Here is a 26,299-nt window from a genome sequence, read left to right as displayed (position 1 = left end):
ATGAAAAAATGGATAATCTTCCAGACGGAAGAAGTAAAGAACTATTTAATTCCTAAAGAAAATTCCATTTTATTGGCTGAGATATCTCAAGATGAAGATATTGATCAGTTATTAGAGGAAAAAAAATTAACTAAGGTTAGAACAATTCGTTATGAAGACGTTAAAGAATTTATATTTATAGATTCAGACAGTTCATTTAAAATAGTATTCAAAGATGACGATGTTGATGAATTTGAACTACAACTAGAGGAGAATATTTTTAATAAAATGAAAGAACATTTCATTAGCAGTATGAAAGGTGTAGCGATAAAAGATTATTCTCTATTAAAACAAATTCAACCACCTGGAATAGCTGCGTTGGTAGCTGCTGGAATTACGGCATTATTGTTTTCTACAGCAAAAAGTTTAGAAAGAGGAGAGCATGTAAGTACATCCGGTAGAAGAGGATTAATAAAGAAGCTATTTGTTGGAATAGCAGATTTTCTGGGCTCTACAGGAAGTTTACTTATTGGTGGATTGGTAGTTGTATTTTTTGTGTATTTAGTTATACAAATTGTACGTAATCCAAAACAAGGTAAACTTATCAAAATCAAGGACTTTGTAGAAATGAAATTTTAACGTAATGGATATACTTTTTAAGATATAATCTAGTTATGATAGTATTAATATAATCACCCAATGAAACATTTTTTATACATACCAATACTTTTATGTACACTGATATGTAATGCACAAACTACTATTACAAAGAGTCTAAAAGACTTTGAAGTTTTAAAGGTTTATAACGGCATAGACATAGAATTAGTACAATCTGAAAAACAAGAACTTATAATTACTGGAGAAAAAGCGGAAAAGGTTAAAGTGAAAGAGAGTGGTAAAACACTAAAAATTATGATGCGTTTTCCTGAGACCACTGCAGATGGTAAAGTTAAGGCTGTACTTTATTTTAATAAAGACATTTCAACAATTGATGCTAATGAAGGTGTAACACTAACCTGTAAGAACTTGGATCAAGGTCATGTTGAAGTAAAAGCCCAAGAAGGAGCATTTGTTAACATGGTTGTAAACACAAAACATTTAACAGTAAAAGGTTCTTCAGGTGGAGTAATAAAGCTTACTGGAAAAACAAAGAATGAAACTGTTAAACTTGATTTAGGTGCTACATATCACGGTTATAAACTAGAAACAGAGAATCAAACTAATGTAAAAGCAGGCTCAGGTTCAAAAGCTGAGATTCTAGCTGGAGAAAGCTTAGAAGCTAAGGTAACATTTGGCGGAACAATTCTATATAAAGGAGAGCCAGAATTTTTTAGTGAAAAAAAGGTAATTGGTGGTACAGTTGAACAACGAAACTAAAGTTTTGTTATCTTTGTAGCTCAAAATATTGAAACATGAATGCATTAACTATATTATTAGGAATACCAGGAGGATATCAGATCGTAATTGTATTGGTTGTAGTACTTTTATTATTTGGTGGAAAGAAGATTCCTGAGCTAATGAAAGGATTAGGATCAGGTATCAAAGAATTTAAAGATGCAACAAAAGAAGAATCATCTGAAAATAAAGAATAAATAAAAATCCCGAGTAATTTACTCGGGATTTTTTGTTTATTTAGTAAACGGTGAATTATGCTTCACCATCATTTTTCTTCTTGTCTTTTGCCTTTTTCATTGCTTCTCCAATTTGATTACTTGCCGCGAAACTAGCAACCATATCGTTTAACATATTACTTCCGGCTTGTGGTGAATTAGGTAATAATATTAAATTACTATTTGTTTCTTCACCGATGGACTGTAAAGTATCGTAATGCTGCGTTACAACGATTAATGCAGATGCTTCTTGACTGTTGATACCAACTTTATTTAAAACTTCTACAGACTCTTCTAAACCTCTTGCAATCTCTCTTCTTTGATCAGCGATACCTTGTCCTTGTAAACGTTTACTTTCAGCTTCAGCTTTTGCTTTTTCTACAATCAAGATACGTTGAGCGTCTCCTTCGTATTGAGCAGCGATTTTCTCACGTTCTGCAGCGTTAATTCTGTTCATGGCTTCCTTTACCTGAGAATCCGGATCAATGTCTGTTACAAGCGTTTTAATGATGTCATAACCATATTCAATCATGGCGTCGTTTAATTCAGATTTCACAGCAATAGCGATGTCATCTTTTTTAACGAATACATCATCTAACTTCATTTTAGGTACTTCGGCACGAACTACATCAAATACATAACTTGTAATCTGATCATGTGGATAATCTAATTTATAAAAAGCGTCATATACTTTATCTTTGATTACTTTATATTGAACAGAAACTTTTAAACGAACAAATACATCATCTAAAGTTTTTGTTTCAACAAGTACATCTAACTGTTGAATTTTTAAGCTTAATTTTCCCGCAATTCTATCAACTAATGGAATCTTAAATTGTAGTCCAGAATGACGAATACTTTGAAAGCGACCAAATCGTTCTATAATTGCTGCAGTTTGCTGTTTTACAATGAAAACGGCAGAGATTAAAATTATAATCGATAGGAAAATAATTAATGGTAGAAAATACATAGTTTAATTTTTTTAATGTTGATTTGTATATAAATATACTATTAATAGTTACTTATATGACGCAATTTTTTTGAATTGTTACAAATAGTGCTAATTTTACTAAAACTAAATCGACTATATGGAACTTATACAAAAGAATGCAACTGAAATTTTATTATTACTTTTTTTGATTGTAACATTTTTACAATCGGGTGTTGATAAGGTTACAGATTGGAAAGGTAACTTAGCCTTCATAAAAGATCATTTTAAGAATTCACCATTAAAAAATATGGTATCACCATTATTGGCTGTTATTCTAATTTTAGAATTAATGGCTGGTGCTTTAATGTTTGTTGGAGTATTTCAATTAGCTACAACCGGAGAAACTAATTTAGCTTTATTAGGAGTTGAGTTGTCAGCTTTATGTCTGGTATTTTTATTAGTGGGTCAACGTTTGGCAAAAGATTATGCAGGAGCGATGACGTTAGCAGTTTACTTTATGATTTCTATTTTTGGAGTATATTTATTAAATAGATAAAATATATAATAATATTTAAAAGTATTAATTATATTTATTAATAAACCCTTTAAATTTTACGTTTTAAAGGGTTTTTATTTTTTAGTAAGTAGATATTATAGAAATAGTTTATTAATTGATTAAATACTATTAAATAGCTTTTTTTAGTAAATATATGTGAGATGAGTACTCTTTAGTTTTACGAGCTTTTAAATTTGATTTTAAACCAATATAAAAGGCTGTAATTGGATTCATTTTTCCTGTTTTATATTTTTCAGAAAGAAGTGAAACATAAAACGAATCAAATTTCATTGGTAAAGTTTCTACAAGATTAATGTCAAATGCAAAAAATAATTTTTGAATACTAGTTTTAGAAAAATGCCAAAGGTGACGTGGAACATCATAAGCTGCCCAATTCGTGTGATAATGTTGTGCGTCGAAACTTTTGTAATTTGGAACTGCAATAATGAGAGTACCATTATCTTTTAGTAGACGTGTCAATTGGTCAATATATTCTATTAAGTTAGGTACATGTTCAAGCACATGCCACAAGGTTATGATATCATATTGTTCTCCAATTTCAATTATCTCTTCTAATTTTTCTTTTACAACTAAGTTTTTAGTTATTGATATATCACGAGCTTTTTGATTTGGTTCTACTCCAATGGTCTTCCATTTATTTTTTGAACAGGTTGATAAAAAGTCCCCAGTACCACATCCGATGTCTAGGATATTTTTGGTATCGGTATTTTGAGAATTGATTAATTTAAGTTTCTTTTTTAATGTGTAATTTCTGACTAATTGATATACTTTATCAATTAGAGATTTGTTATTATCTGTGTGAGAAATGTACTCGTCAAATTCATAATATTTTTCTAAACGTTCTGGTAAAGGTTGTGTAATTAAAAGATCGAATTCCTTATTAAGGATAAGAGAGAATTCTTCTTTAGTTAGAGAATGGTCTTTTGTTTGGAGATATAATTCGGTTGAATTTTTAAGTAATTCTGGATGTGTCAATATAATTTTATTTATGTTCCACATGGAACAATTTAAGGTTTTAGATTGATTTGTTCCATGTGGAACATAGTTTATTTTGGAGTGAAAATAAAAAAAACGTTCCACATGGAACGTTTTTTTTGGTGTCTTTTTTATCTCCCCATGTATACGAGAAGAACGGAAACATCACTGGGTGAAACTCCGCTGATTCGACTTGCTTGCGAAATGCTAGTCGGTTTTATTTTAGTGAGTTTTTCCCTCGCTTCGTATGAAAGTGATTTTACTTTGGTGTAATCAAAGTTCGAAGGAATTGGAACGTTTTCTAATCTATTTAATTTATCAGCGTTGCTCTTCTCCTTTTCTATGTATCCAGAATATTTTAGATGAATTTCAACCTGCTCTATTATTTCTTGATCGATGTTATTAGTATAAATAAAGTCGTTTAGTTTTTCTATAGATAAGAAATCATTAAAAGCTAATTGAGGTCTTGCTGCAATCTTGTATAACTTCATCGATTGATTAATCGGTGAAAGATTTTTATTAATTAAGATTGGATTTATGTCCTCTTTAGTAACGCTAAGATTCTTTAAATAATTAATTAATAATTCTGTTTTTTCTTTTTTAGCTTCTACCCTGTCCATGCGTTCTTTTGAAGCTAAACCTAATTTATATGACTTTGGAGTTAATCTTAAGTCAGCGTTATCCTGTCTTAATAAAGTTCTATATTCGGCTCTTGAAGTAAACATACGATATGGTTCTTCAGTCCCTTTTGTGATTAAGTCGTCAATTAAAACTCCGATATAAGCTTCACTTCTTTTTAGGATAAACGGTTCTTTATTTTGAGTTTTTAAAGCTGCATTTACACCGGCCATTAAACCTTGTGCAGCTGCTTCTTCATAACCTGTTGTTCCATTAATTTGTCCAGCGAAGAATAAATTATTAATTAACTTGGTTTCTAAGGAATGTTTTAACTGTGTTGGTGGAAAATAATCATACTCGATAGCATATCCATATCTGAAGAATTTCACGTTTTCGAATCCAGGTATCGAACGAATTGCTTTGTCTTGAATATCTTCAGGTAATGATGTTGAAAATCCATTTACGTAAATTTCAACTGTGTTCCATCCTTCAGGTTCAACAAAGATTTGATGTCTATCTTTTTCTGCGAAACGATTAATCTTATCTTCTACAGATGGACAATATCTTGGTCCTGTTGATTTGATTCTTCCGTTGAACATTGGAGATCTATCAAACCCTTCTCTTAGTAAATCATGTGTTGTTTGATTTGTATAAGTTAAGTAGCAAGAACGTTGTTCTGTAAGAGATTTGGTTGTTGGTAAGTAAGAGAATTTTTCTGGATTTTCATCACCAGGTTGCTCGGTCATTTTAGAATAATCTAGTGATCTTCCATCAACTCTTGGAGGTGTTCCTGTTTTCATTCTACCAGATTCAAAACCTTTTTCTACTAAGTCTTCTGTAATTCCAGTTGATGCTCCTTCTCCTGCTCTTCCTCCACCAAAAGTTTTTTCACCAATATGAATTAAACCATTTAAAAATGTTCCTGCTGTAACAATTACTGTCTTAGCTTTTATTTCTAAACCTAGATTGGTTTTAACACCTGTGATAGTATCGCCTTCAAAAATTAATCCATTAACAGAGTCTTGATAGAAATCAAGATTATCTGTTTGTTCTAATAATGTTCTCCAACATTCTGCGAACTGCATGCGATCAGATTGTGCTCTTGGACTCCACATTGCAGGTCCTTTTGATTTATTGAGCATCTTAAATTGGATAGCAGTCTTGTCTGTAACTATTGCACTATATCCTCCTAATGCATCAATTTCTCTAACAATTTGACCTTTAGCAATTCCTCCCATAGCAGGGTTACAACTCATTTGTGCAATATTCTGCAAGTTCATTGTTATTAATAATGTTCGTGCTCCCATGTTTGCACTCGCAGCTGCGGCTTCACTTCCAGCATGTCCTCCTCCTACTACGATAACATCATACGTTGTTGTGAATAAACTCATTCTTAATATATACTAGATTTTATAAAATAAAAAAGTCTGTTCCACGTGGAACAGACTACAAATTTAAGGTTTTTAAACAACTATTTTCTTTGTCTCTCATTAATTGTTTTTCATCATCGGTTTTATCTTTATAACCCATATAGTGCAAAACTCCATGAATTATTACGCGATGTAATTCTTCTTTAAAGGAGACGTTAAATTTATCCGCGTTTTCTTTTACTCTAGGAACAGAGATGAAAATATCTCCGCTTATTAGTTTTCCCATTGTATAATCGAAACTGATAATATCAGTTAATGTATTGTGCTGTAAAAACTCTACATTGATTTTGTGTAAATAATCATCATCACAAAATATATAGTTAAGTTCCCCTACTTCAAATCCACCATCCTCAGTACAATCAATAATCCATTTTGATGTACCTTCTTCATTATCTAAGTTGAATTCTGTTTCGTAATTAAAAGCTATCATTAAATTTTATTTGTTTGAAATATGAATGACTTTAGTTTTTTAGAATATCCAATGTAGCGAAAAGAATCTTTTAAAAAGCAACTAGATTCATGTTTTATACTTTTTATCTTTTCTAAAGTATCTACGAATTGTTTTTTGTCTACTTCATTATACATTGTTCTAGGTAATTCTTCGTTTAATAGTTTACCATTTAAATCAATTAGAAGTTCAAAGTAATGCTTCTCATCTTTCGTTATAGATGGAAAAAAGTATTCTGGTTGACTTGGTCCAAAACCAGAAGGCATATTCATTTGCATTTGTTGCATATAGAATTGTTGTTGCCACATAAAGAATTGTTGATGATGCCACCACCAATTGTATTTATATCCATAATTCACATCAACATAATCCATACGGATAACTAGTTTATCGGATGTAGTTTTGTTTACTGTTACTGTAGGATTGTATTTGTTTTTCCCAGCGTTCTTTAAAAATTTTTCTATTCCGTCAAATGCTGTACTTGTTTTAAGCTGCGAAACCAAGTTTTGATCAAAAGCAATCGAATTTAATTCTTGGTTCTTTGCGATATCAAATATTTTAAGTCCACCCATTTTTTTACTAAGTGAGACTAAAAATAGTTTACCATTACTATAATAAGATACTGTTTTCTTGAATTTCTTATTAGGACTTGTATTTGTAAAATTTAAAATCGGCTGTGGAATAATCGTCTCTTCGGAAAGTGATAAAGCTAAAACAGAGCATTTGTTTTGCTTCTCATCTTCTTTCGTAAAGATGATTTTATCATTTTCTAAATATGCTTTTAGTTCAGAAGTTGATCCGTTTGCAACAAACTCATCAGTTTTAATCGTAGAAATGTGATTGTCTTCAAAAAAGATTTTGATAGGATCTTTATCATCTTTAAAAGTATATGAACTTTCTTTAGCTTTTTTATCTTCTGTAAAAGATTTAAAAAATAGTTTATCATCATTCTTAAATATTAAGACAGATTTATTTTTAGTTCTAAAGGAAGCTTCCATGTCTTCATTTGATGAAGATTCGTTTTCGGTAATTTTCTTAGTAGATAAATCATACACTACTCTTTTAAGAAATTCATTTTTCTTTTCTTTATATGAGAATAGAACTGTTAAGTGTGAAGTAGTACTGTGAAATGATATAATTGATAATTCTTTTTTACTAGAAATGTTTTCTAGTTTTTCTACCTGGGCCCCGTTATATAGATACCCGAGGATTTCTTTTTCTTTAGTTTTTTTGTTTTTAGCGAAGATAAAGTGGAAAGATGTATTTTCGTATAAGTCGCCCGAAAAGGTGTTTTCTACTTTGTAGTGTTTCTCCAGTTTAATTGTTTCAGTTAGGTTTTCATTAGCAATGAGTGCTGTGCTTAAAAAAGTAAGCACAAGCACAAAAAAATTCTTGATCATTGATTAATTTAAATTACTTGTTGTTATTAAAATATTGTTGGACTTTCTTTTTGTAATCCTGGCGCAAAGGTAGCGATTGTCTATTCAATATTTCAGTTTGGTTGTAGTAAAGCTTTTTGAATTGAAGTTCTTTAGCTCTGTTTTTATTATAATCAATGATATTAGTGTTCGATTTTCTTTTCTTTTCCTTTCCTTGTTCAAATGTGGCTTTATCTAACTTCAGTAATTCGTAGTTTAATTTTTGCATTCTTTGCAGCGTATTTTGATCAAATCCTCTTTCTAAAATTTGATTCTCTAATTGCTCCATTTCTTTCAATGCTTTCTTAGCATTTCCATCTTTTATTCCTCCTTCTTTAATAGCGTTTTCTAACTGTTGTCTTAATTTGGCTTGCTCCTTGTAAATTTGATATAAGTCTCCATCTAAATCCTCATTAGGATTTCCTTGTCCTTGTTTACCTTGTTGTCCTTCTTGCTTTCCTTTTTTACCATCTTTCTCTTTATCTGGTTTACCTTGCTGACCTTTTTTCTGCATTCCTTGCTTCATTTGTTTAGAAAGTCCTTTTTGTTGTTGAATGATATCTGGTAAACTAAATGATTCTCCTTTTTTACCTTTTCCAGATCCACTTCCTGGTTGAGGGTTTTGCATCGCATCTAAAGTATTACTTAACATATTTACCAATTCGTTGGTAGCTGTCATAACATAACGCTGATTAGATGTTCCTCTTCTGAATCTACTTTCAGAGAAATTTTCTAAACTTAAATCTAAGTTATAATGTGCCGTTGCTAAATGTTCTTGAATCTTGGAACTAATTTCTGGAACACGCATAGACAAAACATATAAACTATCATCTATATGCTCGAAATATGTTTTAAGTTGATTTTGCTTTCGAATTTTCTCTCCAAACTCTGGATGAGAAGAGCTTGATTTACTATACCAATCCATTAATGTTTCTTGATCAAAAGAGAACGTAATTAAATTTTCGACAACACTTCTCAAATCTTCCATGTTCTCTTCTTGCATAGCACTACTCATCATTTGCATATTCTGTTGCATTTTCTGACTCATTTTTTGCATGTTTTGAGAAGCTTTCTTCTGATTTTGTTTTGCCTTTTTACTGTCTTGTTTTTGTAAATTCTCTTCAGCTTTATTTAATTCTTCTTCAGTTTCTTTTTCTAAATCATCCATTTTAGGAATATCCATAGGTTGTTTTAGTTTTTCATTCTCTTTTTTTAAGCCATCAAGATCTTTTTTAATTTTTTCAAACTCTTTTTTTATTTCGTCCTGAGCTTTCTTTTGTTCTTCTAAACTATCTTTATCTTTTGCATCTTTTTTAGCTTCTTCTCCATTTTCCTTATCACTTTCCTTTTTATCATCTTTATTTTCTTGATTTTTGTTTTCGTCGGATTTCTTTTGTTCTGCAAGATCGTCTTGCTTTTTTGAAAGTTCATTTAATTTCTCAGAAATCTGATTCATTTTTTGTTCAACATAATAGCGTTTAGCTAATTCAAGTACACGTTCTAAACTCTTTTCTTGCTGCTTATTTTGTTGAGCTAATTCTTTACTTTTTTTCAAAAGATCTTCTTTATTCAGCTTTTCAGCCATTTTCTTGATTTCATCAAGAAGTTTCTTTTGTTTCTCTAATTTTTTTAATTCTTCTATTCTTTTCTGTAGTTGTTCCTTTTTCTGCTGTAAACTTTCATTTTCTTCCTTTTTCTCAGAAAAATTCTCTTGTAATTTATCCGTTTGTCGTTCCATCATCTTCTTGTACTGCTCTTGACGCTTGATTAAATTCTCAACTTTTTTCTGATCATTCCAATTCATGTTCTTCTTATTTTGAAGATCGAACTGTAATTTTTCTAATTCTTGTTTGTTTTTTTGTTGATTGTCTATAGAGTTCTGAATGTTCTCTAAATAGTTTTGTTGTTCTTGTAGTAATTCATTTTCTACTTCTTCTTCTGTTTTCTTACGATAAGAGAATTTTCTACTTAATGCTTTTTTACTACCATTGATACCATCATTATCAAAAATTCTGAAGAAAATTTCATAATCAATTCCTTCTTGTAGATTTAAATCATCTGGAAAAGAAGAAAAGAAACTTTGAACTGGTTCTTTTGTAATAGAAATCCTTTTGGAATATTGCTTATTTGGGTTTTGAATATCGTAATACACCATTTCTAACTTAGAAAACCCATAATCGTCGGAAATCTGACCTGCAAAATAGGCTGGTCCTCTAGAAATGCTATCGATATTTGATTTTACTGATATTGTCGGAGATTCATCACGAATCGTATTGATTGAAAATTCAAGCTTTTCGTAATCTTTGAGTTTTTTATTTGAAGTACTGATAGCATAGTTGGTATTCTTCAATATTCTTTTCTGAAAACTAAAACGATTATCTTCTTCTTTATTAAACTTTTTTGTTGTGTAATTATCTTTATCTGAGTAACTTACGGAATCAGTTTGAAGTGTTGAGACTATCCATTTTAAAGATGTTCCTTGTGGAACAGTCATATTTGTAGCATTTGGAAGAATTTCATTTTTCTTACGCAAATAACTCGGATAATTCACTTGGATACTGATATTTTGAATACTTGGAGTTTCTATAATATCAATTTGATAATTGAGTGATTTTACTTCATTTGCTTGTACGTAAAATGAAATTGGGTCATTAATTTCTTCAAAGGTGTATGAAAAAAGTCCGCCTCCGTTGTTATCTAGAAAATATTCTTCGTTGTTGTAGTAAATTTTTGCTTCATCTGGTAAAACTTCACCTTTCGTTTCTATGTAAATTGTTAATGGTTTACCTTGAATTACTTCTAATTGCGGTGTTGTTAAGTTAAAACTAAAAGGAGCTGGAGGTTGATAAGCTAAATTATGGTTAACAACTCTATTAAAACTCTGATTTAATTTATTGGAATTTCCGGTTGCTAAAGTGGCAACCCAAATAAGTATTGGAATGGCTAAATATTTTAAATATTTTACGTTAACAGAGAAGTTTATGGCTTTAGAAAAAGGTATAGGTTCTAGTTGATCTGCTTTCTGTTGGATACTAGCTAATAGTAGTTCTGATTTACTATTATTTTCTTTTAACTGTATGATATTCAGTAATTTATCTTTAACTTCAGGAAAGTGTTCTCCAATAATTTTAGAAGCTTCTTCTTTAGAAATTCCCGTTCTTAAACCAAGTATTTTGAATAACGGGAATAGAATAAATCGTACTAAAAGAGTGATTTCTACAAGAATGAATAACCAGAATAGTAAAGTTCTTGCTTTCGGTTCTAACCAAAGAAAATATTCAACAAGAAGAATGATGAATAAATAGAGTAAACCTAAAGAAGCAAATAAAATGCTACCTCTTATGAGTTCATTAGTGTAAAACTTTTTACTAAACTGTTGAAGTTTCTGTTCTATCAAAGAAAAATTAGCCATAAAAAATACCTTATTACTGTAAAATTAAGTAATTAAAAGAACTTCAGTTTATGTGGTAACAGTTAAAAAGACTAGAGATTTGTTAAAAAATCCCTAAAAAACAAATACTTATAACATTTTACCCGACAATTCGTTAGTATTGTAACAACCCCGAATATCATATTAATCGTAAAAATCTAAAGATTATGAAAACCAAATTATCAAACATTACAAACACTAAAATTTTATCAAAAGAAGATCAAAAAAGCATCAATGGAGGAATCTGGGGAAGCAATAATTGCTTAATTACCGGGTGTCATTCATATTATCCTGGTGATATTGGTGGCGGATTTGTTGGAAGAGAAGGTGGTCCATGTGCAATCGCCACACCTACTGGTCAAGATTGTATTGGTACTGTGCGCAACGGTCAATGTTGTATAGGATCTTTTAACTAAGATTTCATGTGTTAATGTAGAGAAAACATTAAGCTGTCCAATTAAGGACAGCTTTTTTTATAAAAAATTGTATCTTTTTTGTAAGGTTTGATGTTCAAAACAAACTAAGCACTAAAATATTTAAAACATGAAGAAACTAGCCTATTTATTACTTCTAACAATTACGCTAAACGTTTATGCGCAAAGTCCTTGGACTCAAAAGAAAGGAGAAGCATATTTACAATTAAGTTTTACTACTATTCCTTCGTATTCAACACTTTTTGGAAATCCTGAATACAATACAGAAAGAAAAATAAATGATAATACATTACAATTTTATGCAGAGTATGGATTGTCTGACAAAACAACTTTAATTGCTAACTTACCTTTTAAAATGGTGGCTAGTAACGAAGTTACTAGTCCTTCTATCACTCCTTTTACAACGGAAGATTCACAATCATCTTTAGGAAATGTTCAATTAGGAGTTAAGCATAATTTTTACAATAAAAAATGGTTAATCTCTGGTCAACTTTTAGTTGAAGCGAATACAGGTTCGTATGAAGATGCTTCAGGTTTAAGAACAGGTTATGATGCTTGGACATTAACTCCAACAATTATTGTTGGACGTGGATTCAATAACTGGTATATCCAAGGATTTACAGGAGTTGATATTAGAACAAATGAGTATAGTTCTGCCTTTAAATTAGGAGGAGAAGCTGGTTATAAAGCATTGGATTGGTTATGGGTTGCTGGATTTTTAGATGGAGTTGCATCTTTCCAAAACGGAGATTTTGTTGATCCTAGAAACAATAGATTAACAGGTTTATACGTTAATAATCAGAGTTATGCCGCTTTCGGGTTTAAACTTATTGGTGAATTTGATAAAAACTTTGGAGCAAACGTTGGTTTAGGTGGTGCATTTGACGGAAGAAACGTTGCTAAATCTCCTGCAATTTCATTAGGGTTATATTACAAACTCTAACTATTAATTGTCCTAAATAAATCTAAAAAGGTTTCATATGAAACCTTTTTTTTATGCTTTGTTTTTACTGTTTTTTTCTTGATGTTTTAAAACTATCTTTGCGCTTTAAAAAAAATAGAAATGTCTGAAAATGTTAGAGTGCGTTTTGCACCAAGTCCAACAGGACCATTACATATGGGAGGCGTTAGAACCGCTTTATATAATTACTTATTTGCTAAAAAACACAACGGAACTTTTGTTTTACGTATAGAAGATACGGACCAAACTCGTTACGTTGCAAATGCAGAACAGTACATTATTGATTCTTTAGAATGGTGTAATATTCCTTTTGATGAAGGACCAGGAAAGAATGAAAAGTATGGACCATACAGACAATCAGAACGAAAGCATTTATACAAGCAATATGCTGATGAATTACTTGAAAAAGGATGGGCATATTATGCTTTTGATACTGCTGAAGAGTTAGATGCACATAGAAAAGATCATGAAGCGAATGGTAAAACATTTATTTACAATTGGCACAATCGTGAAAAAGGAAGATTGGTAAACTCTCTAGTATTGAGTTCAGAAGAAGTGGAGCAAAGAATTGCAAACGGCGATAAATATGTTGTTCGTTTTAAAACACCACAGGATGAAACTTTAATTTTAGAAGATGAAGTTCGTGGAACGATAAAAATTGATACTAACACATTAGACGATAAGGTTTTATTTAAATCTGATGGAATGCCAACGTATCACTTAGCGAACATTGTTGATGATCATTTAATGAAAATCTCACATGTAATTCGTGGTGAAGAATGGTTACCTTCTCTTCCACTACACACTTTACTATACAAAGCTTTTGAATGGGAAGCGCCAAAATTTGCGCATTTATCTTTAATTCTTAAGCCAGTTGGAAAAGGAAAATTAAGTAAGAGAGACGGTGATAAACTAGGATTTCCAGTATTTCCAATGGAATATACAAATGAGAAATCAGGAGATGTTTCACGTGGATACAAGGAAGATGGATATTTTGCAGAAGCTTTTGTAAACTTATTGGCGTTATTAGGATGGAATCCTGGAACTGAACAAGAATTATTCTCTTTAGAGGAATTAACTGAAGCATTCGATTTGGCCAGAGTGAGTAAATCGGGAGCGAAGTTTAGTCCGGATAAAGCAAAATGGTTCAACCAACAATATTTACAACAAAAGTCAGCTGAAGAATTAACAGAATTATTCTTACCAATCTTGAATTCACAAGGTGTTGAAGCTGATAAAAACTATGTTCAAAATGTAGTTGGATTAGTAAAAGAAAGAGCAAATTTTGTAAATGATTTATCAGAATTATCTAATTTCTTCTTTGCAGATCCAACAGAATATGATCCAAAAGCTGCGAAAAAACAGTGGAAAGAAACCACAGGTGAATTAATGACTGAGCTAGTTTCTATAATTGAGGGAATTGAAGACTTCTCAATTGAAAATGCTCAAACAGAAATTAAGGTATGGATTACTTCTAAAGAAATAGGATTTGGTAAAGTAATGCAACCGTTACGCTTAAGTTTAGTAGGAAAATTAGCGGGTCCAGATTTATTTGAAATCATGACAATGGTAGGTAAAGAAACTACGATCAAAAGAATACAAAACGCAATTGCTGCTTTAGGCTAAGCTCAAATTTCGATAAAATACAAGCGCTACTAGGATTTTCTTAGTAGCGCTTTCTTTTTTGTTGGTTATTACTTTTTTGTTTCTTTGTACGGAAACCAAGGAAAAGAAAACATGTTTACTGCTACTGTTAAAAGTGCCCAAGACGAGGATATTTCTATTTTAATTCAAAAAGACAACCATTCGTGGAATTATTTATGCGATTGCGGTGAAGCTAGTGGTTTGACAGTTAAAGAAATACAAAATATAAAAGTTGTTTTTATAAGTCATACTCACATTGATCATTTCATAAATTTTGATAGTATTATTCGGCATCAAATAGGAATTGAAAGACGAGTTGTTATTGTAGGTCCACCTGGAATTGCTTCACAAGTCCAAGCTAAACTGTTAGGCTACACGTGGAACTTAATTGATGAAAATGCTATTATTTATGAAGTTCGCGAATTACAATCGAAGGATAAGTATACTTCATTTGAGCTTCAACCTCCTTTATGGAATTTGAAAAAAGTAGAAGAAAGCGAAGTGGATTATGTTTATCAGAACGATGATTTTAATGTTTCCGTTGTGTTTTTAGATCATAAAATCCCAACAGTTGCCTACAAATTTGAGGAAAAAGAGAAAATCAAAATTGATATAAGCAAAGCAGATTTTAAACCAGGAAAATGGGTAAAGCAATTAAAAGATGCTTTTGAACATCAAAAATTGGATACTGAAATTATAATTGATGATGTTTCTTACGAGGCAAAAGACTTATTTTATTTACTTGATATTCAAAAGGGAGATAGTCTTGGAATTATTATGGATCATGCACCGAGTATTGAAAACCATGAAAAGATCAAGACACATTTCAAGTCTTGTGAAACAGTTCTTATAGAGTCGTTTTACTTGAACGAAGACAAAGACTTTGCAGTGAAAAATTTTCATAGTTATGCTGAGCAGTCAGGTAAAATAGCTAGACTTTCGGGAATCAAAAACCCAATACCAGTTCACTTTTCTAGGAAATATAGTGAAGACCAAATAACACAACTAAAGAAAGAATTTTATGCTTCTTTCAAACAACAATAGTTTAACCATACAGAATGAAAAAGTTTGTTTTTATTGCATTTCTATTTTTACCATTTATCACAAATGCTCAAGTGATTAACGTTGAAAATTTACGTCGAGTTACTGATACTACTGGTTGGTCTGGCTTTACGAGATTAGATTTACATCTTATCAAAAACAAGAACACCATATTCGGAATTTCAAATAGAACACGTGTTCAATACAAAACCAAAAACCATTTATGGTTGTTCATAAACGATTTAGATTTTCGTGAGGCGAATTCTAACAAGTTTGTAAGCCGAAATGCACAACATTTGAGGTACAACTACCGATTTAATGATAAAATCGCTCTAGAGGCGTTTTTACAGTCTCAGACGGACGAAATAGCAGCAATTCGATTCAGAGGATTAGTGGGAACCGGATTACGCTTTAAATTGTCTAAAAACGAGAAATACAAGTTTTATTTAGGGAGTTTGGTAATGTACGAACATGAAAATGTAAATTCTGACGTAGAAGAAGCAAATAGAGATTGGAGAAGTAGCTCTTATTTTTCCATGAGTTTATTTCCTAAAAAAAATATCTCGATTGTTAGTACTACCTACTATCAACCTAGATTTGATATGTTTTCAGATTTTAGAATTTCTAGTCAGTCTACCATTGCTCTGGGAATTTTTAAAAATTTATCGTTTACCACGAATTTCACGTATCAATACGATCAATTTCCTGTGTTAGGAATTCCAAAAGAACAATATCGATTAACAAACGGAATACTTTACATGTTCTAATCGTTTGGATTATGGTAACACGCTCCACCAGTTAATGAGTTTCTTCTACTCATTCCACCACCACCGAATAATCCGTTGAAACTAAATACAATTCCACCAGTTATTTGAATGTGAGAACGCATACTTTCATAAATTTCTAATGAATGTTTGTAATACAACTGCGTGTTTAAACCTATGGTGTTCGTTACCCAATATGTTGCTCCGAAACCAATATTCATAGTTGGCGTCATCTTCAATTCAGAGTCAACCAAACTTCCACCTACAAATACATACGGTTTGAAATCTTTAATTAGATCTTTGAAGTTGTAACGCAAAGAAGCGTCCATAGAGAAATACTTTACAGAGTTACTTATAAATCCAACATCGAAAGTATTGAAAGACATTGCGCCATCAACAGATAAATTGCTTGAAATAGGAATTGTAAGATTTAATCTAGGAATTTGAAAGAGATTTTTATCTCCAATAAAAGCAGCATTTTCATCAGAAAATTTAACTACTCCAGCACCGATACCAATTTGCCATAAATCTCCTCGTTCTTGTACTTGAGCTAATACATTAGCAGAAAAAAAAAGTAGACACAAGGCCAAAAAAGTTCTTTTTAAAACCATAATTAGGGGAATTTGTTACAGTACTAAACTAGTAAAATTTTATTTTAGTATAATTTATACTGCATTTACTTTTTTTATGGCTGCTGAAAAATCTTCTAAGTCATTGTCGTTCATTACCAGATGAATAGCTTCATCACAAACCTTTTCCACATTGTCTAAAGGAAAGCTTAAAGCAGTGGTAATCTTGCGCATAAGTGCAACTTCATCTTTATCAACATTACCATCGGCAAAAATCATTTTTGTTAATAAATACAATCGTTCAATACTTTCATCATATCCAACAGGAGGATTGACTGGATAGTTTTCAGGATTTTTTAAAATTTTCTGATATTCTTCGTCTTTGATATTTAATTTTCGAGCGGCTCTATCCAGTAACTTTTGTTCTCCTTTCGAAATTGTATTATCTACTAATGCAATTTTTACAATACTTGCAAAATATCCAATTTCTTGATTGTGTTTTCCCCATGAGTATAACTCGTATATCGGCATAATTTTAGTTTTTGAATTAGGTCTTCTATACTTTTTAGATGAAAAAAACCTTCAAAAGTCACATATTCAGCCATAAATAATTCATTATCTTTAAGCTAATTTGTTCCACGTTAAACCTTTATGGTTTTTTGGAGTCTCAGTATTAAATCCCTATTCATGAGAAAATTAATTTACACTTTTGCTTTAACGACTATTTTATACGCTTGTAGTTCTTCTGATACCAATGATGTTCCAGATACAAATAATCAAGCACCAACAGTTTCTGAAAACTCTACTTATCAAGTAACAGTAACTAAAGATATTACCTATGCCGAAGGCTTAAGTCATCAAACTATAAATAGCAGTTCTTCAACGGTTAAAGAATTGAAACTTGATGCTTATGTTCCAAATAATTCATCTACAAACCGACCTGCAGTTTTACTAATTCATGGCGGAGGTTTTGTAGGTGGTTCAAAAGAAGTATCGCAAATGACGTATTTGGCAAATTATTTTGCTGAAAGAGGTTGGGTTGCTTTTTCAATTAACTACCGTTTACAAGCTGATTTAGGAACTGTTCCGCAGGAATGGGCAACTTATATTGAAAATAATAGTGCAATTATTGCAGATAAAGATCAAGCTTATGCTTTGTATCCAGCAAGTAGAGATGCTAAAGCTGCATTGCGTTGGGTATTTGCAAATGCTGGTACTTACAACATTAATCTAGATTATGTTTCTGTTGGTGGAGGTTCAGCTGGTGCTGTTTCTGCAACAATGCTTGGAGTTACCGAAGCTGAAGATTATTACAGTGAAATTTCTTCATCTACCGATCCTACTTTAGCAAGTACAAATGGTGGCGAAACCACTAGGGTTAGAACTATTTTAGATTTTTGGGGAAGTGGAGTTACAGCTCGATTGATTAATGATTTATATGGAAAACAACGTTTTGGAGCTAATGACGCGCCAATTATTATCATTCATGGAACAGAAGATCCTACAGTTTTATTTTCAGAGGCAGAAACCTTGAGAGATCATTATATAAATTCTGGTGTTCCTTATGAGTTTTATCCTTTAGAAGGAAAAGGACATGGACCTTGGAATGCAACTTTTGATGGAAAACGTTTAGAAGTGTTATGTTTTGACTTTATGGTGAAACAAATGAATTTGAACTTACAGTAAAAACTGAATAAGTTAGTTTTTGAAACGATAAAACGGATTAAGAATTTTCGAAAAAATCTTTATCAACTTGTTAAGTTAACTTTAAGAATATTATACAATTATCACCATTTTAAAGTACCGTTTTTTGGATGTTGATTATCGGTAAATTCGCCATCGAATTAACCTTTAACCATCATTAAAATGAAAACTTTTAAATTAATTATTGCTGTTGTAGCTTTAGTTGCATTCAACAGCTGTCAGAACGACGAAAATGTAGTTACGGAAATAGTTCCAACTAGTACACAAAACCAACAATTTGTTAAGGTAATTGATGTTTCTAATACTCCAGAAATTCAGCAATTAGCTAAAGAATTAAAGTCTGGAAAAAAACTACAAAATGCTGCAATTTCTCAAAGAATTGTGAACTGTACTTTAGATAGCGATATTCAATGTGGAAGTGAATCTGCTCAAGAAATTGAGGCTTATGTGAATACTTCTAACTGTATTAGTTATACTCAAGGAACTTTAATTTTTCCACCTCAAGCACAGCAATTTACTTTTGATTATTCTTATTATATCGATGGCGATTCTGATATTAATATGGATAGATATCAGTTCCAATTTGATGCTCACATTGCAGAAATTCAGCGTCAAATTAACCCATTGAAAATTGCTTTTATTCAAGCTGATGCACAAAACGGATGTTTCAACGAAAGAGGTTGGAATGTTGATCAAGTGGTATATACAGTAATTTTAGGAAACTAATTATTGAAAATTAGAAACTAATAGTTGTTACAAAGTACCGATAGATAAAGTTATCGGTACTTTTTTTAAATTAGAATTAAACCAAAAGCTGTATTTTTAGTTGAAAATCTAAGAACTTGAGTACTACAAAAGAATATTGGTCGCAACGCTATAATGAGAATAATACAGGATGGGATTTAGGAGCGCCTTCTCCTCCATTGCAGAATTATATAGATCAATTGTCAAACAAGAAGCTTACTATTTTAATTCCAGGTGCTGGTAATTCTTATGAGGCAGAATATTTATTCAATAATGGATTTACAAATGTTCACGTACTAGATATTGCTAATGAACCACTAAAAGCTTTTGCTGAAAGAAACCCAAATTTTCCCGTGGAACAATTACATGAAAACGACTTTTTTGAGTTTGAAGGTCAGTTTGATTTGATATTAGAACAAACTTTTTTCTGTTCTTTTCCTCCACTTCCAGAAACCAGAAAATCCTATGCAGAAAAGATGAATGAACTTCTAAAACCAAATGGAAAATTAGTAGGATTGTGGTTTGATATTCCATTAACTGGAGATCTAGAAAAACGACCATTTGGAGGCGACATGGAAGAATATTTGAGTTACCTCTCACCCTATTTTGAAGTTCAACGTTTTGAAGCTTGTTACAACTCCATTCCACCTAGACAAGGAAATGAATTATTCGGTATTTTTAAGGGGAAAAAATAACCGCCTTTTGAACAAAGACGGTTGTATTATTTTCAAATTTAAATTTTAGATAGAATAAGTTCCTGCGTTTCTCAGCGTTAGGATTAAGATATCGTTGAGTTCTTGAGCATAATCAAAAGTGCTTGGAATAAAGAATTTATCTGTATCAGACATTTTTAACCCGTCATCATATAATCCAGTGTCCATGTCCCATAAATTGATAATATATTGTTTATGATTCAGGTATTGATTAAAGTTAAAATAGCTAAATAATATGTGCTTGTTCGGTACATGTATATCCCAATCGTAATCGTTATGAATCGAAAGATAATAGGTGTAATATCCCATATGCAACACATCATAAGCTCTTTCCAAAGGATCTGGAATTGCAGAAGATATTGGTGGTGTTGGTTCTCCTTTAGGGTCTGTATACCAATTGTACAACATGTAACGCCCACTAAAAGCTGTTTCAAAAGGATTGTTCGTTCCGTTTAATAAAGTTCTTAAGCTAATTTTTTGCTGTTTTCCGGTTAATTCTTGATAAAAATAATCTCTCGCTGCTTGATCTTGTAATAATGTCAAGCCGATGAGATATGAAGTCATATACATCATATTTTCTTCTTCAATAAGAGAATATGGAGTACCTATGGGTGGTACTTTATTTCCTCCTTTAGATCGATTTGTGATGACTTTTTCTTTTTCAAATGTTTCTAACATTTGCACACTTTCTTCTTCTTTTGAACATGACAAAAAAATCATAGTCATGCTTAAAATTACTAATCGTACATACTTCATGTTATTATAATTTTTAGTTTGGCAATAAAAGTACTATTGAGTTGTATACAAGATGAAACCAGTTCAAATTCGCTCGAATTGACTTCAAATCTGTTTAAAATTTTAAAATAACAAACCCAAAACTTCATCTTTCCTTCGGGTTGCAACAGGAATCTGATCTCCATATTTAGTTACTAAGAAACCTTCGTTTAGGTATTTAGTAACATATGAAGTATTTACAAGATAAGATTGATGACATTTTAAGAAGATAGTATCATCTAAAAGTGGCTGTAATTTTTTCATGGATTTAGACACCAATACTTGCTCATTTTCAAGATGAAAAGTGGTATAGTTTCCTTCAGATTTACAAAAAACAATATCTTCAAAATTTAAAATATGTTGCGCCTCTAAAGTCTTTACAACGATTTTATTATGTACTTTGTTTTTGTAGAAATTACTCGCAACATCTACTAAAACTTCATTACTTTTTGCTTTACTTTTTTGTTGAATTGCCTTTAAAATTGCTTCGGTAAGTTCGTCTTCATCAATTGGTTTTAAAAGATAATCTAAGGCTCCTAGTTTTATAGCTTTAATAGCATGCGAATCATAACCTGTCACAAAAATAATTTCAAAATTAATTTCCGGAAGCATAGACAGGATTTCAAAACTAGAACCATCACCTAAATCTACATCCAAAAACACCAAATCTGGTTGATGAGTTAAAATTGCCTTTACTCCTTCTTTTACGGAAGTTGCTTCACCTACAATTGATACTTCATTAGCAAAATTTTTGCCTATTAATTGTTGCAATTCTTCTCTTACATGTTGTTCATCTTCAATAAGTAACCCTCGTAGCATAATTTATAGTTCTGAATATGGTATTTTGATTTCAATTTTAGTTCCTTTTCCTGTTTCATCGTTTGAAATTTCCAGTTTTTTTCCTGTCATTTTAAACAAAAACTGATCAATTAAATACATAGACGAATTCTTTTTGAGATCGGATTTTTGCATTCCGACACCATTATCTTCAATACAACAAGTTATGAACTCCTTTTGCTGTGAAATTTCAATGTATAAATCGCCTTTAGTTTCTAGTTTTCCAAACCCATGAATAATAGCATTTTCTACAAAAGGTTGCAATAACATCGGCGGAATGAAGAGTTCATTTTCTGTAGTAATTTTATTTTCAATTTCATAGTCAAAACGATCAGGGAATCGGAATTTTTGTAACTCAATATAATCTTCTAACGATTGCAATTCATCCTCTAAAAGCACATAATCTTGAGTAGAATTATCAAAAACAGTTCGTAATAATCGAGAGAGTTTCACAATGTATTTTGAATACTGATTCGGATTACTTTCCACATTTTGTTTGATCATACTCAGGCTATTGAATATAAAATGAGGATTCATTTGTGAGCGCAGTAATCGCTGTTGCAATAAGAAGTTTTGTTTTTCTATTTTGAATCTTCGTTGACGATAAAAATTCAGAACTAAAACAGTAATTACAATTAAAATAAGAAGTAGTGCAATCAGAATATACTGGTTTCGTTCAAACTTCAAACTTTTGATTTCTACTTGATTTTTCTCTTCCTGTAAATTTCTCCCATTTTCGTAGGACTCTCGTAATACCTGTAACTCGTTATTAATTCTCGTATCACTACTCTTTTGTAAGAATGAGAATAACGAATCCAATCGAGAAGAGGTGTATTTAAAATCTTCTTTTAGCTTATAGGAAATTTCAAGTTTTGTTCGCAAGGCTTCTTGTTGATCTGTAAAATTTAGACGATCCATTCCTAAGCTAAAAACCGAATCTAAATAAACTTTTGACTGTTGATAATTATTTAATTTAGAATACATTACGCCAACATTTAAATAACAATTGGCAACCTCTTGAAGGCCAACTCTAGGATCAAGTTGCTTAGAATATGCGAGCGCTTTTTTATAAGCATTTAGGGCGTTAACAAACTTTTTTGTGCTGTTGTATGAATAGCCTTGTGCACTGTATAATTGATATTTTCTCTGTGTATCTAAGAAATGTTCATAAGGTAAAACGCTACGAAGTTCTTCCTGAGCTTCATCATTTTTAGATAAACTATTTAGAATCGGCACTCTATCTAAGCTTAACACTAAATAATTTGGAGTGTCTTTTGCTTTTAAAAAGAATTCTTTTGCTTTGGCATTAGCCAAAAGAGCTTCATTAGGTTTTCCTAAACCTCTTTGAATTAATTGGTTATAATAAAATATTTGAGCTCTTTTCTTATAGTCAGAAGAATCTAACAATTTTGCCATTTTCTCGTTTACTCCAGCTGCATTTAAATAGTCATTTTTTCGTCTATAGTACATTGCTCTTAATGCCTTGAAGTACAACATTTCTCTGCTATTTCTAATTTTCTCTTTGGTGAACGATGTAGCGAATATTAATTTTCCAATGGCAGCATCATAATCTAATAATCGATCATGAAAACGGGAAGTCATGTAAGCATACTCAGCTTGTAAAGAGTCAGAAAGTTTTTCGGTTGGAATGTTCTCTAAAATATTGAGGTAGAACTCAAGAGAATCCTTTGATAAACCTTGTCTTGTTTTTTTGAAGAAAAAATCGGGCGATTGGAAATCAAATGATTGGTGTTCTTTTTCACATGAAACAACAGCAATAAGCAGTAAAAACAACCCAAGAATCTTTTTCATAAAAATTTAAAAATAACCCTAAAGTTACTAATTTTTAAAAATAGAAATGTTAAAAAACAATCAAATACCTAGCGTATATGAAGTGATTTCTTACAAATCTGAATTCCCAATTTACCGCTAAAGCTTTCGGTTTAAATTGTTTTCAAAACTGCAGTGAACTGAATCACTGACAAAAATTTTTACTTATGAAAGAAACAATTTTAAACTTAGGAAAAGTGTTGGATAGAACCACACAAAGAAGTGTACATGGAGGAGGAAAATCACTACGTTGCCAATCAGATAGCGACTGTTGTAATTACAAACATAATAGTTCTTATGGCTATTTATGCTACAACGGTACTTGCGCCCCTGGAATTTTCGGAGATGTACATCCTTGTGGATTGTAACATCTGATCTAAGGAGTTACTCTTTAGCTCCTTTTTTTGCGCTTTTGAATTGATATAAAGCAAATATGAACTAGGAGAAAAACACGCTTGTTTTACTTCTAATTTCGGAGAAGAGAATTAATAATAACATAAACACTTTTAATTATGAATAACTTAAAAAACTTAGGAAAAATGCTTGATAAAAAAGCATTAAAATCGATTAACGGAAGCGGAAGAACTTGCGATGGAATAAGATATTGTTTTACTGGTAACCACAATCCAATGGGAAACCCTATATGTGTTCCATGTGGAGAAGAAGAACCACCAAAAAAGTAATAACTTAAAAATTAATAATATGAAAGTGAGAAACTTAATTAAAATAATTGCGATAGTAACTGTACTTTTTCATGTGTCGTGTTCTAATGACGAGTTGAATGAAACTCAAACAGAACAAGTAGCAGAAAAAGGACTAAGCCTTGAGCAAATTAATGCAAAAGTAGAAACCTTCTTGGCAGATAATTCAGATCAACCGTTTGATAAAAAAATGGATGAAAAACTGAATAATTTCATCCGTCAAGAATTGGAAAAAGAAAATGCTACAGAAAGTACTTCAAAAGCAAGACCTGCTTTTGGTTTAGATCCTAACAGTGTTGTTCCAATTTATAGATTTTATAAAGATGGAGATCATTTTTACACAAAGAGTTTTTCTGAAGGACAAAATGCTGGTTTTGCCTACGAAGGAGTACTTGGTTTAGCAAGTACTTCTTTTAACGAGAGTAATTTTATTAGCAGATGGTATAGCCATAGAAACTATGATAGAGTTATTGCAGTAGGTCAAATATCAAATGAAAACCACCATGCTATTGCGAATGATTGCTTCTATTTATATAACGGACACCAACTGTTTTTTGGAATTGATATTGGAAATAATATTCAAGTTCTTGCGGATGGTTTTAGTACTTCACATCGTCATTATTGGCAGTACGAAGGAATTATTGGAGGAGCTGGAGGAAACAGAGCCATTCATGGGTATTACAATCACGATTTAAAAGATCATTTATATACTAACAACTACAATGAATTAGGAGCTGGAGCTCACGGTTATGTGTATGAAGGAGTACTCTTCTATTTAAACTAAATTTTATACAACTTAAACAATACAAAAAGATGAAAAAATCAATTTTAAACTTAGGAAAATCATTAAGTAAACAAGAACAACAAACAGTATCTGGAGGATTCGGAGTATTCTTTAATACTTGTCCTGGAAAAACAGAACAAGAATGTCTTTCTAGTCCACAATGTGCTTGGAATGGTAGAGGTTGTATTACCGATACTCCGCATATTGTATAATATTATCAACCAAAGAGAAAGCTGTCTGAATAGATGGCTTTTTTTATTTGATTTTAAACTAGTTCTTCAATTTTATTGTCATTCCCGCGTTTTATGCTGAGCTAGTCTCAGTAAGGCGGGAATCTTATTACGTTTATAAATTAACAGTTTTACTTACCCTCTGTCAGTTCGAGTGAATTTCACGAATGCAGATGAGAGAAATCCCGACGCTTTGGGAGTACCGAGAACTAATTCTGTGTACTCAACCACATCTCGATACGATTCATCAACTTTGGTAAGTTTCTGAATCACTCGATGTGACAATTCCGTCATTGCGAAGGTTTGAATAAACCTGAAGCAATCTCCCTCTTGATTTAAAGATTACTTCGTCATTCTTCCTCGTAATGACGAGCAAAACAAAAACTTGTCATTGCGAGCGAAATCCAATGAAGTGAAGCAATCTGTTCATCGTGGAACAACTTCTATATATTTTTTTTGTGAATAGTGAAAAGACCTACATTTGTGAAAATTATAAACATGAAAAAGATAGTCCTATTAGTCTTCTTATTAAATACAGGTATCGTATTGAGTCAAATTCAACAGTATTTTTTTGTTGATGATATAAATACTGTTGAACATGTTTGGTTGAAAATATGTATTGGAAGTAAAGGAGAAACATTATCGGTATCTAATATTCCTGAAAAAACTACATATAAAAACGAAAAGGTAATTCAAGAAATAATCGATTATAGAAAACAATTCGATTTTTACCCAGAAACTCGTCATAAGAATAAATGCTTTGATTACATGTTTCAAGTTGTAAATAAGAAGTATGAATCACTGAATTTAGCAAAGCAAAAGTGTCAACCTCAATTAAAGACGGGAAAATTTAGATATTTAGATCCTAATTTAAAGAATACTAAAATTGTTCGATTAAGTGATGTGCAAATTGAAACGAGTAAGGATACAAAAATGGCGTTTAGTGTAGAATGGCCTTCTCCATGCAACTATGTTTTGACATACTTAAATATATCTAATGAGAAGAGTAAATATTTAATAGGTCAAAAGATAGATGTAAGAATTCTTGATGTTTTTGAGGATGGTTCTTATTTTTATTACTCGAATTTATCAGATAGAACTTATCATTTTGGTTTGATACGAAAGAAATTATAATTCTCAGGGTAAATAAATT

At 31.3% G+C, this 26,299-nt stretch carries 28 protein-coding genes; 17 read left to right on the top strand and 11 right to left on the bottom strand.

Annotated features, from left to right (window positions below):
• The 3 genes from ABNT61_RS11825 to tatA are packed head-to-tail and all read left to right on the top strand — an operon-like array spanning window position 1 to window position 1,571.
• Entirely contained in the window at window positions 1-618 is a 618-nt protein-coding gene (locus ABNT61_RS11825; protein ID WP_348743365.1) for a hypothetical protein, read from the top strand.
• A gap of 60 nt (window positions 619-678) precedes the next feature.
• On the top strand, window positions 679-1,356 hold the full coding sequence (locus ABNT61_RS11820) for a head GIN domain-containing protein (RefSeq protein WP_348743364.1): 678 nt from the start codon (window positions 679-681) through the stop codon (window positions 1,354-1,356).
• A 35-nt stretch (window positions 1,357-1,391) separates the two neighbouring features.
• A complete protein-coding gene (gene tatA, locus ABNT61_RS11815) occupies window positions 1,392-1,571 on the top strand; it encodes a twin-arginine translocase TatA/TatE family subunit (RefSeq protein ID WP_348710814.1) in 180 nt (59 codons plus the stop codon).
• A gap of 55 nt (window positions 1,572-1,626) precedes the next feature.
• On the opposite strand, the gene ABNT61_RS11810 is transcribed toward tatA, so the two are convergent.
• Complete coding sequence (locus tag ABNT61_RS11810) at window positions 1,627-2,559, bottom strand: SPFH domain-containing protein (protein WP_348710815.1); 933 nt, start codon at window positions 2,557-2,559, stop codon at window positions 1,627-1,629.
• Between the two features lie 118 nt (window positions 2,560-2,677).
• Here ABNT61_RS11810 and ABNT61_RS11805 point away from each other — a divergent pair, with 118 nt between their 5' ends.
• Window positions 2,678-3,076 (top strand): DoxX family protein, encoded by a 399-nt coding sequence (locus tag ABNT61_RS11805; protein ID WP_348743363.1) that lies wholly within the window; start codon window positions 2,678-2,680, stop codon window positions 3,074-3,076.
• A gap of 129 nt (window positions 3,077-3,205) precedes the next feature.
• Here the strand turns inward: ABNT61_RS11805 and ABNT61_RS11800 are convergent, their stop codons facing one another.
• The 5 genes from ABNT61_RS11800 to ABNT61_RS11780 form a co-directional block, all read right to left on the bottom strand.
• Entirely contained in the window at window positions 3,206-4,096 is an 891-nt protein-coding gene (locus ABNT61_RS11800; protein ID WP_348743362.1) for a class I SAM-dependent methyltransferase, read from the bottom strand.
• A gap of 107 nt (window positions 4,097-4,203) precedes the next feature.
• Window positions 4,204-6,081, bottom strand: coding sequence for a tRNA uridine-5-carboxymethylaminomethyl(34) synthesis enzyme MnmG (mnmG, locus tag ABNT61_RS11795; protein WP_348743361.1), 1,878 nt, complete (start codon window positions 6,079-6,081; stop codon window positions 4,204-4,206).
• Window positions 6,082-6,136: 55 nt separating this feature from the next.
• Window positions 6,137-6,550 (bottom strand): rRNA maturation RNase YbeY, encoded by a 414-nt coding sequence (gene ybeY / locus ABNT61_RS11790; RefSeq protein ID WP_348743360.1) that lies wholly within the window; start codon window positions 6,548-6,550, stop codon window positions 6,137-6,139.
• Window positions 6,550-7,968, bottom strand: coding sequence for a hypothetical protein (locus tag ABNT61_RS11785; RefSeq protein ID WP_348743359.1), 1,419 nt, complete (start codon window positions 7,966-7,968; stop codon window positions 6,550-6,552). The genes ybeY and ABNT61_RS11785 overlap by 1 nt, the downstream gene beginning before the upstream one ends.
• Window positions 7,969-7,981: 13 nt before the next feature.
• The gene (locus ABNT61_RS11780) at window positions 7,982-11,398 is read right to left on the bottom strand and encodes a DUF4175 family protein (protein ID WP_348743358.1); all 3,417 of its coding nucleotides are present in this window, start codon (window positions 11,396-11,398) and stop codon (window positions 7,982-7,984) included.
• A gap of 185 nt (window positions 11,399-11,583) precedes the next feature.
• On the opposite strand from ABNT61_RS11780, the gene ABNT61_RS11775 reads away from it, so the two are divergent.
• The 5 genes from ABNT61_RS11775 to ABNT61_RS11755 all read left to right on the top strand — a co-directional run bounded on the left by ABNT61_RS11775 (window position 11,584) and on the right by ABNT61_RS11755 (window position 16,263).
• Window positions 11,584-11,832: a hypothetical protein gene (locus tag ABNT61_RS11775; protein ID WP_348743357.1), complete on the top strand. Its 249-nt coding sequence runs from the start codon at window positions 11,584-11,586 to the stop codon at window positions 11,830-11,832.
• A 127-nt stretch (window positions 11,833-11,959) separates the two neighbouring features.
• Entirely contained in the window at window positions 11,960-12,793 is an 834-nt protein-coding gene (locus ABNT61_RS11770) for a hypothetical protein (protein ID WP_348743356.1), read from the top strand.
• Window positions 12,794-12,913: 120 nt separating this feature from the next.
• Window positions 12,914-14,437, top strand: a complete 1,524-nt coding sequence (gene gltX, locus ABNT61_RS11765) for a glutamate--tRNA ligase (RefSeq protein WP_348743355.1) — start codon at window positions 12,914-12,916, stop codon at window positions 14,435-14,437.
• A gap of 111 nt (window positions 14,438-14,548) precedes the next feature.
• The gene (locus ABNT61_RS11760) at window positions 14,549-15,499 is read left to right on the top strand and encodes a peptidase (RefSeq protein WP_348743354.1); all 951 of its coding nucleotides are present in this window, start codon (window positions 14,549-14,551) and stop codon (window positions 15,497-15,499) included.
• Window positions 15,500-15,513: 14 nt separating this feature from the next.
• On the top strand, window positions 15,514-16,263 hold the full coding sequence (locus ABNT61_RS11755) for a DUF481 domain-containing protein (protein WP_348743353.1): 750 nt from the start codon (window positions 15,514-15,516) through the stop codon (window positions 16,261-16,263).
• Here ABNT61_RS11755 and ABNT61_RS11750 read toward each other — a convergent pair.
• Window positions 16,260-16,844, bottom strand: a complete 585-nt coding sequence (locus ABNT61_RS11750) for a hypothetical protein (RefSeq protein ID WP_348743352.1) — start codon at window positions 16,842-16,844, stop codon at window positions 16,260-16,262. The genes ABNT61_RS11755 and ABNT61_RS11750 overlap by 4 nt on opposite strands.
• An 81-nt stretch (window positions 16,845-16,925) precedes the next feature.
• Window positions 16,926-17,360 carry a TerB family tellurite resistance protein gene (locus ABNT61_RS11745; protein ID WP_348743351.1) on the bottom strand — a complete coding sequence of 145 codons (435 nt, stop codon included), beginning with the start codon at window positions 17,358-17,360 and terminating at the stop codon, window positions 16,926-16,928.
• Between the two features lie 156 nt (window positions 17,361-17,516).
• Here ABNT61_RS11745 and ABNT61_RS11740 point away from each other — a divergent pair, with 156 nt between their 5' ends.
• The 3 genes from ABNT61_RS11740 to ABNT61_RS11730 all read left to right on the top strand — a co-directional run bounded on the left by ABNT61_RS11740 (window position 17,517) and on the right by ABNT61_RS11730 (window position 19,972).
• Complete coding sequence (locus tag ABNT61_RS11740; RefSeq protein WP_348743350.1) at window positions 17,517-18,515, top strand: alpha/beta hydrolase; 999 nt, start codon at window positions 17,517-17,519, stop codon at window positions 18,513-18,515.
• A gap of 180 nt (window positions 18,516-18,695) precedes the next feature.
• Window positions 18,696-19,259 carry a hypothetical protein gene (locus ABNT61_RS11735; RefSeq protein WP_348743349.1) on the top strand — a complete coding sequence of 188 codons (564 nt, stop codon included), beginning with the start codon at window positions 18,696-18,698 and terminating at the stop codon, window positions 19,257-19,259.
• A gap of 116 nt (window positions 19,260-19,375) precedes the next feature.
• Window positions 19,376-19,972, top strand: coding sequence for a methyltransferase (locus ABNT61_RS11730; RefSeq protein WP_348743348.1), 597 nt, complete (start codon window positions 19,376-19,378; stop codon window positions 19,970-19,972).
• Window positions 19,973-20,017: 45 nt separating this feature from the next.
• Here the strand turns inward: ABNT61_RS11730 and ABNT61_RS11725 are convergent, their stop codons facing one another.
• The 3 genes from ABNT61_RS11725 to ABNT61_RS11715 form a co-directional block, all read right to left on the bottom strand.
• Complete coding sequence (locus ABNT61_RS11725) at window positions 20,018-20,746, bottom strand: hypothetical protein (protein ID WP_348743347.1); 729 nt, start codon at window positions 20,744-20,746, stop codon at window positions 20,018-20,020.
• A 102-nt stretch (window positions 20,747-20,848) separates the two neighbouring features.
• Window positions 20,849-21,583 (bottom strand): LytTR family DNA-binding domain-containing protein, encoded by a 735-nt coding sequence (locus tag ABNT61_RS11720; protein ID WP_348741284.1) that lies wholly within the window; start codon window positions 21,581-21,583, stop codon window positions 20,849-20,851.
• Between the two features lie 3 nt (window positions 21,584-21,586).
• A complete protein-coding gene (locus ABNT61_RS11715) occupies window positions 21,587-23,413 on the bottom strand; it encodes a sensor histidine kinase (protein WP_348743346.1) in 1,827 nt (608 codons plus the stop codon).
• 185 nt (window positions 23,414-23,598) lie between these two features.
• On the opposite strand from ABNT61_RS11715, the gene ABNT61_RS11710 reads away from it, so the two are divergent.
• The 5 genes from ABNT61_RS11710 (at window position 23,599) to ABNT61_RS11690 (ending at window position 26,280) form a co-directional block, all read left to right on the top strand.
• Window positions 23,599-23,799 carry a hypothetical protein gene (locus ABNT61_RS11710; RefSeq protein ID WP_348710849.1) on the top strand — a complete coding sequence of 67 codons (201 nt, stop codon included), beginning with the start codon at window positions 23,599-23,601 and terminating at the stop codon, window positions 23,797-23,799.
• 144 nt (window positions 23,800-23,943) lie between these two features.
• Window positions 23,944-24,114: a hypothetical protein gene (locus tag ABNT61_RS11705; protein WP_348710851.1), complete on the top strand. Its 171-nt coding sequence runs from the start codon at window positions 23,944-23,946 to the stop codon at window positions 24,112-24,114.
• Window positions 24,115-24,133: 19 nt separating this feature from the next.
• Window positions 24,134-24,916 carry a hypothetical protein gene (locus ABNT61_RS11700; protein ID WP_348743345.1) on the top strand — a complete coding sequence of 261 codons (783 nt, stop codon included), beginning with the start codon at window positions 24,134-24,136 and terminating at the stop codon, window positions 24,914-24,916.
• 29 nt (window positions 24,917-24,945) lie between these two features.
• Window positions 24,946-25,128, top strand: a complete 183-nt coding sequence (locus tag ABNT61_RS11695; RefSeq protein ID WP_348710855.1) for a hypothetical protein — start codon at window positions 24,946-24,948, stop codon at window positions 25,126-25,128.
• A 516-nt stretch (window positions 25,129-25,644) separates the two neighbouring features.
• On the top strand, window positions 25,645-26,280 hold the full coding sequence (locus ABNT61_RS11690) for a hypothetical protein (protein WP_348710856.1): 636 nt from the start codon (window positions 25,645-25,647) through the stop codon (window positions 26,278-26,280).
• The last annotated feature ends 19 nt before the right edge of the window (window positions 26,281-26,299 follow it).

It is taken from the genome of Tenacibaculum sp. 190524A05c (assembly GCF_964036595.1).
In the GTDB taxonomy this organism is placed as follows: domain Bacteria; phylum Bacteroidota; class Bacteroidia; order Flavobacteriales; family Flavobacteriaceae; genus Polaribacter; species Polaribacter platacis.
Note: the sequence above shows the minus strand (reverse complement) of the source record. Positions and strands in the feature narration are given on the sequence as shown.

Bases quoted from the DNA above. Each gene is read 5' to 3' on its own strand.
- ABNT61_RS11695 (WP_348710855.1), top strand. From the start codon at position 24,946: ATGAAAAAATCAATTTTAAACTTAGGAAAATCATTAAGTAAACAAGAA.
- ABNT61_RS11755 (WP_348743353.1), top strand. From the start codon at position 15,514: ATGAAAAAGTTTGTTTTTATTGCATTTCTATTTTTACCATTTATCACA.
- ABNT61_RS11780 (WP_348743358.1), bottom strand. From the start codon at position 11,398: ATGGCTAATTTTTCTTTGATAGAACAGAAACTTCAACAGTTTAGTAAA.
- ABNT61_RS11690 (WP_348710856.1), top strand. From the start codon at position 25,645: ATGAAAAAGATAGTCCTATTAGTCTTCTTATTAAATACAGGTATCGTA.
- ABNT61_RS11725 (WP_348743347.1), bottom strand. From the start codon at position 20,746: ATGAAGTATGTACGATTAGTAATTTTAAGCATGACTATGATTTTTTTG.
- tatA (WP_348710814.1), top strand. From the start codon at position 1,392: ATGAATGCATTAACTATATTATTAGGAATACCAGGAGGATATCAGATC.
- ABNT61_RS11735 (WP_348743349.1), top strand. From the start codon at position 18,696: ATGAAAACTTTTAAATTAATTATTGCTGTTGTAGCTTTAGTTGCATTC.
- ABNT61_RS11745 (WP_348743351.1), bottom strand. From the start codon at position 17,360: ATGCCGATATACGAGTTATACTCATGGGGAAAACACAATCAAGAAATT.
- ABNT61_RS11715 (WP_348743346.1), bottom strand. From the start codon at position 23,413: ATGAAAAAGATTCTTGGGTTGTTTTTACTGCTTATTGCTGTTGTTTCA.
- ABNT61_RS11770 (WP_348743356.1), top strand. From the start codon at position 11,960: ATGAAGAAACTAGCCTATTTATTACTTCTAACAATTACGCTAAACGTT.
- ABNT61_RS11810 (WP_348710815.1), bottom strand. From the start codon at position 2,559: ATGTATTTTCTACCATTAATTATTTTCCTATCGATTATAATTTTAATC.
- ABNT61_RS11710 (WP_348710849.1), top strand. From the start codon at position 23,599: ATGAAAGAAACAATTTTAAACTTAGGAAAAGTGTTGGATAGAACCACA.
- ABNT61_RS11800 (WP_348743362.1), bottom strand. From the start codon at position 4,096: ATGTGGAACATAAATAAAATTATATTGACACATCCAGAATTACTTAAA.
- ABNT61_RS11720 (WP_348741284.1), bottom strand. From the start codon at position 21,583: ATGCTACGAGGGTTACTTATTGAAGATGAACAACATGTAAGAGAAGAA.
- ABNT61_RS11775 (WP_348743357.1), top strand. From the start codon at position 11,584: ATGAAAACCAAATTATCAAACATTACAAACACTAAAATTTTATCAAAA.
- ABNT61_RS11760 (WP_348743354.1), top strand. From the start codon at position 14,549: ATGTTTACTGCTACTGTTAAAAGTGCCCAAGACGAGGATATTTCTATT.
- ABNT61_RS11785 (WP_348743359.1), bottom strand. From the start codon at position 7,968: ATGATCAAGAATTTTTTTGTGCTTGTGCTTACTTTTTTAAGCACAGCA.
- ABNT61_RS11820 (WP_348743364.1), top strand. From the start codon at position 679: ATGAAACATTTTTTATACATACCAATACTTTTATGTACACTGATATGT.
- ABNT61_RS11740 (WP_348743350.1), top strand. From the start codon at position 17,517: ATGAGAAAATTAATTTACACTTTTGCTTTAACGACTATTTTATACGCT.
- gltX (WP_348743355.1), top strand. From the start codon at position 12,914: ATGTCTGAAAATGTTAGAGTGCGTTTTGCACCAAGTCCAACAGGACCA.
- mnmG (WP_348743361.1), bottom strand. From the start codon at position 6,081: ATGAGTTTATTCACAACAACGTATGATGTTATCGTAGTAGGAGGAGGA.
- ABNT61_RS11705 (WP_348710851.1), top strand. From the start codon at position 23,944: ATGAATAACTTAAAAAACTTAGGAAAAATGCTTGATAAAAAAGCATTA.
- ABNT61_RS11805 (WP_348743363.1), top strand. From the start codon at position 2,678: ATGGAACTTATACAAAAGAATGCAACTGAAATTTTATTATTACTTTTT.
- ybeY (WP_348743360.1), bottom strand. From the start codon at position 6,550: ATGATAGCTTTTAATTACGAAACAGAATTCAACTTAGATAATGAAGAA.
- ABNT61_RS11825 (WP_348743365.1), top strand. From the start codon at position 1: ATGAAAAAATGGATAATCTTCCAGACGGAAGAAGTAAAGAACTATTTA.
- ABNT61_RS11700 (WP_348743345.1), top strand. From the start codon at position 24,134: ATGAAAGTGAGAAACTTAATTAAAATAATTGCGATAGTAACTGTACTT.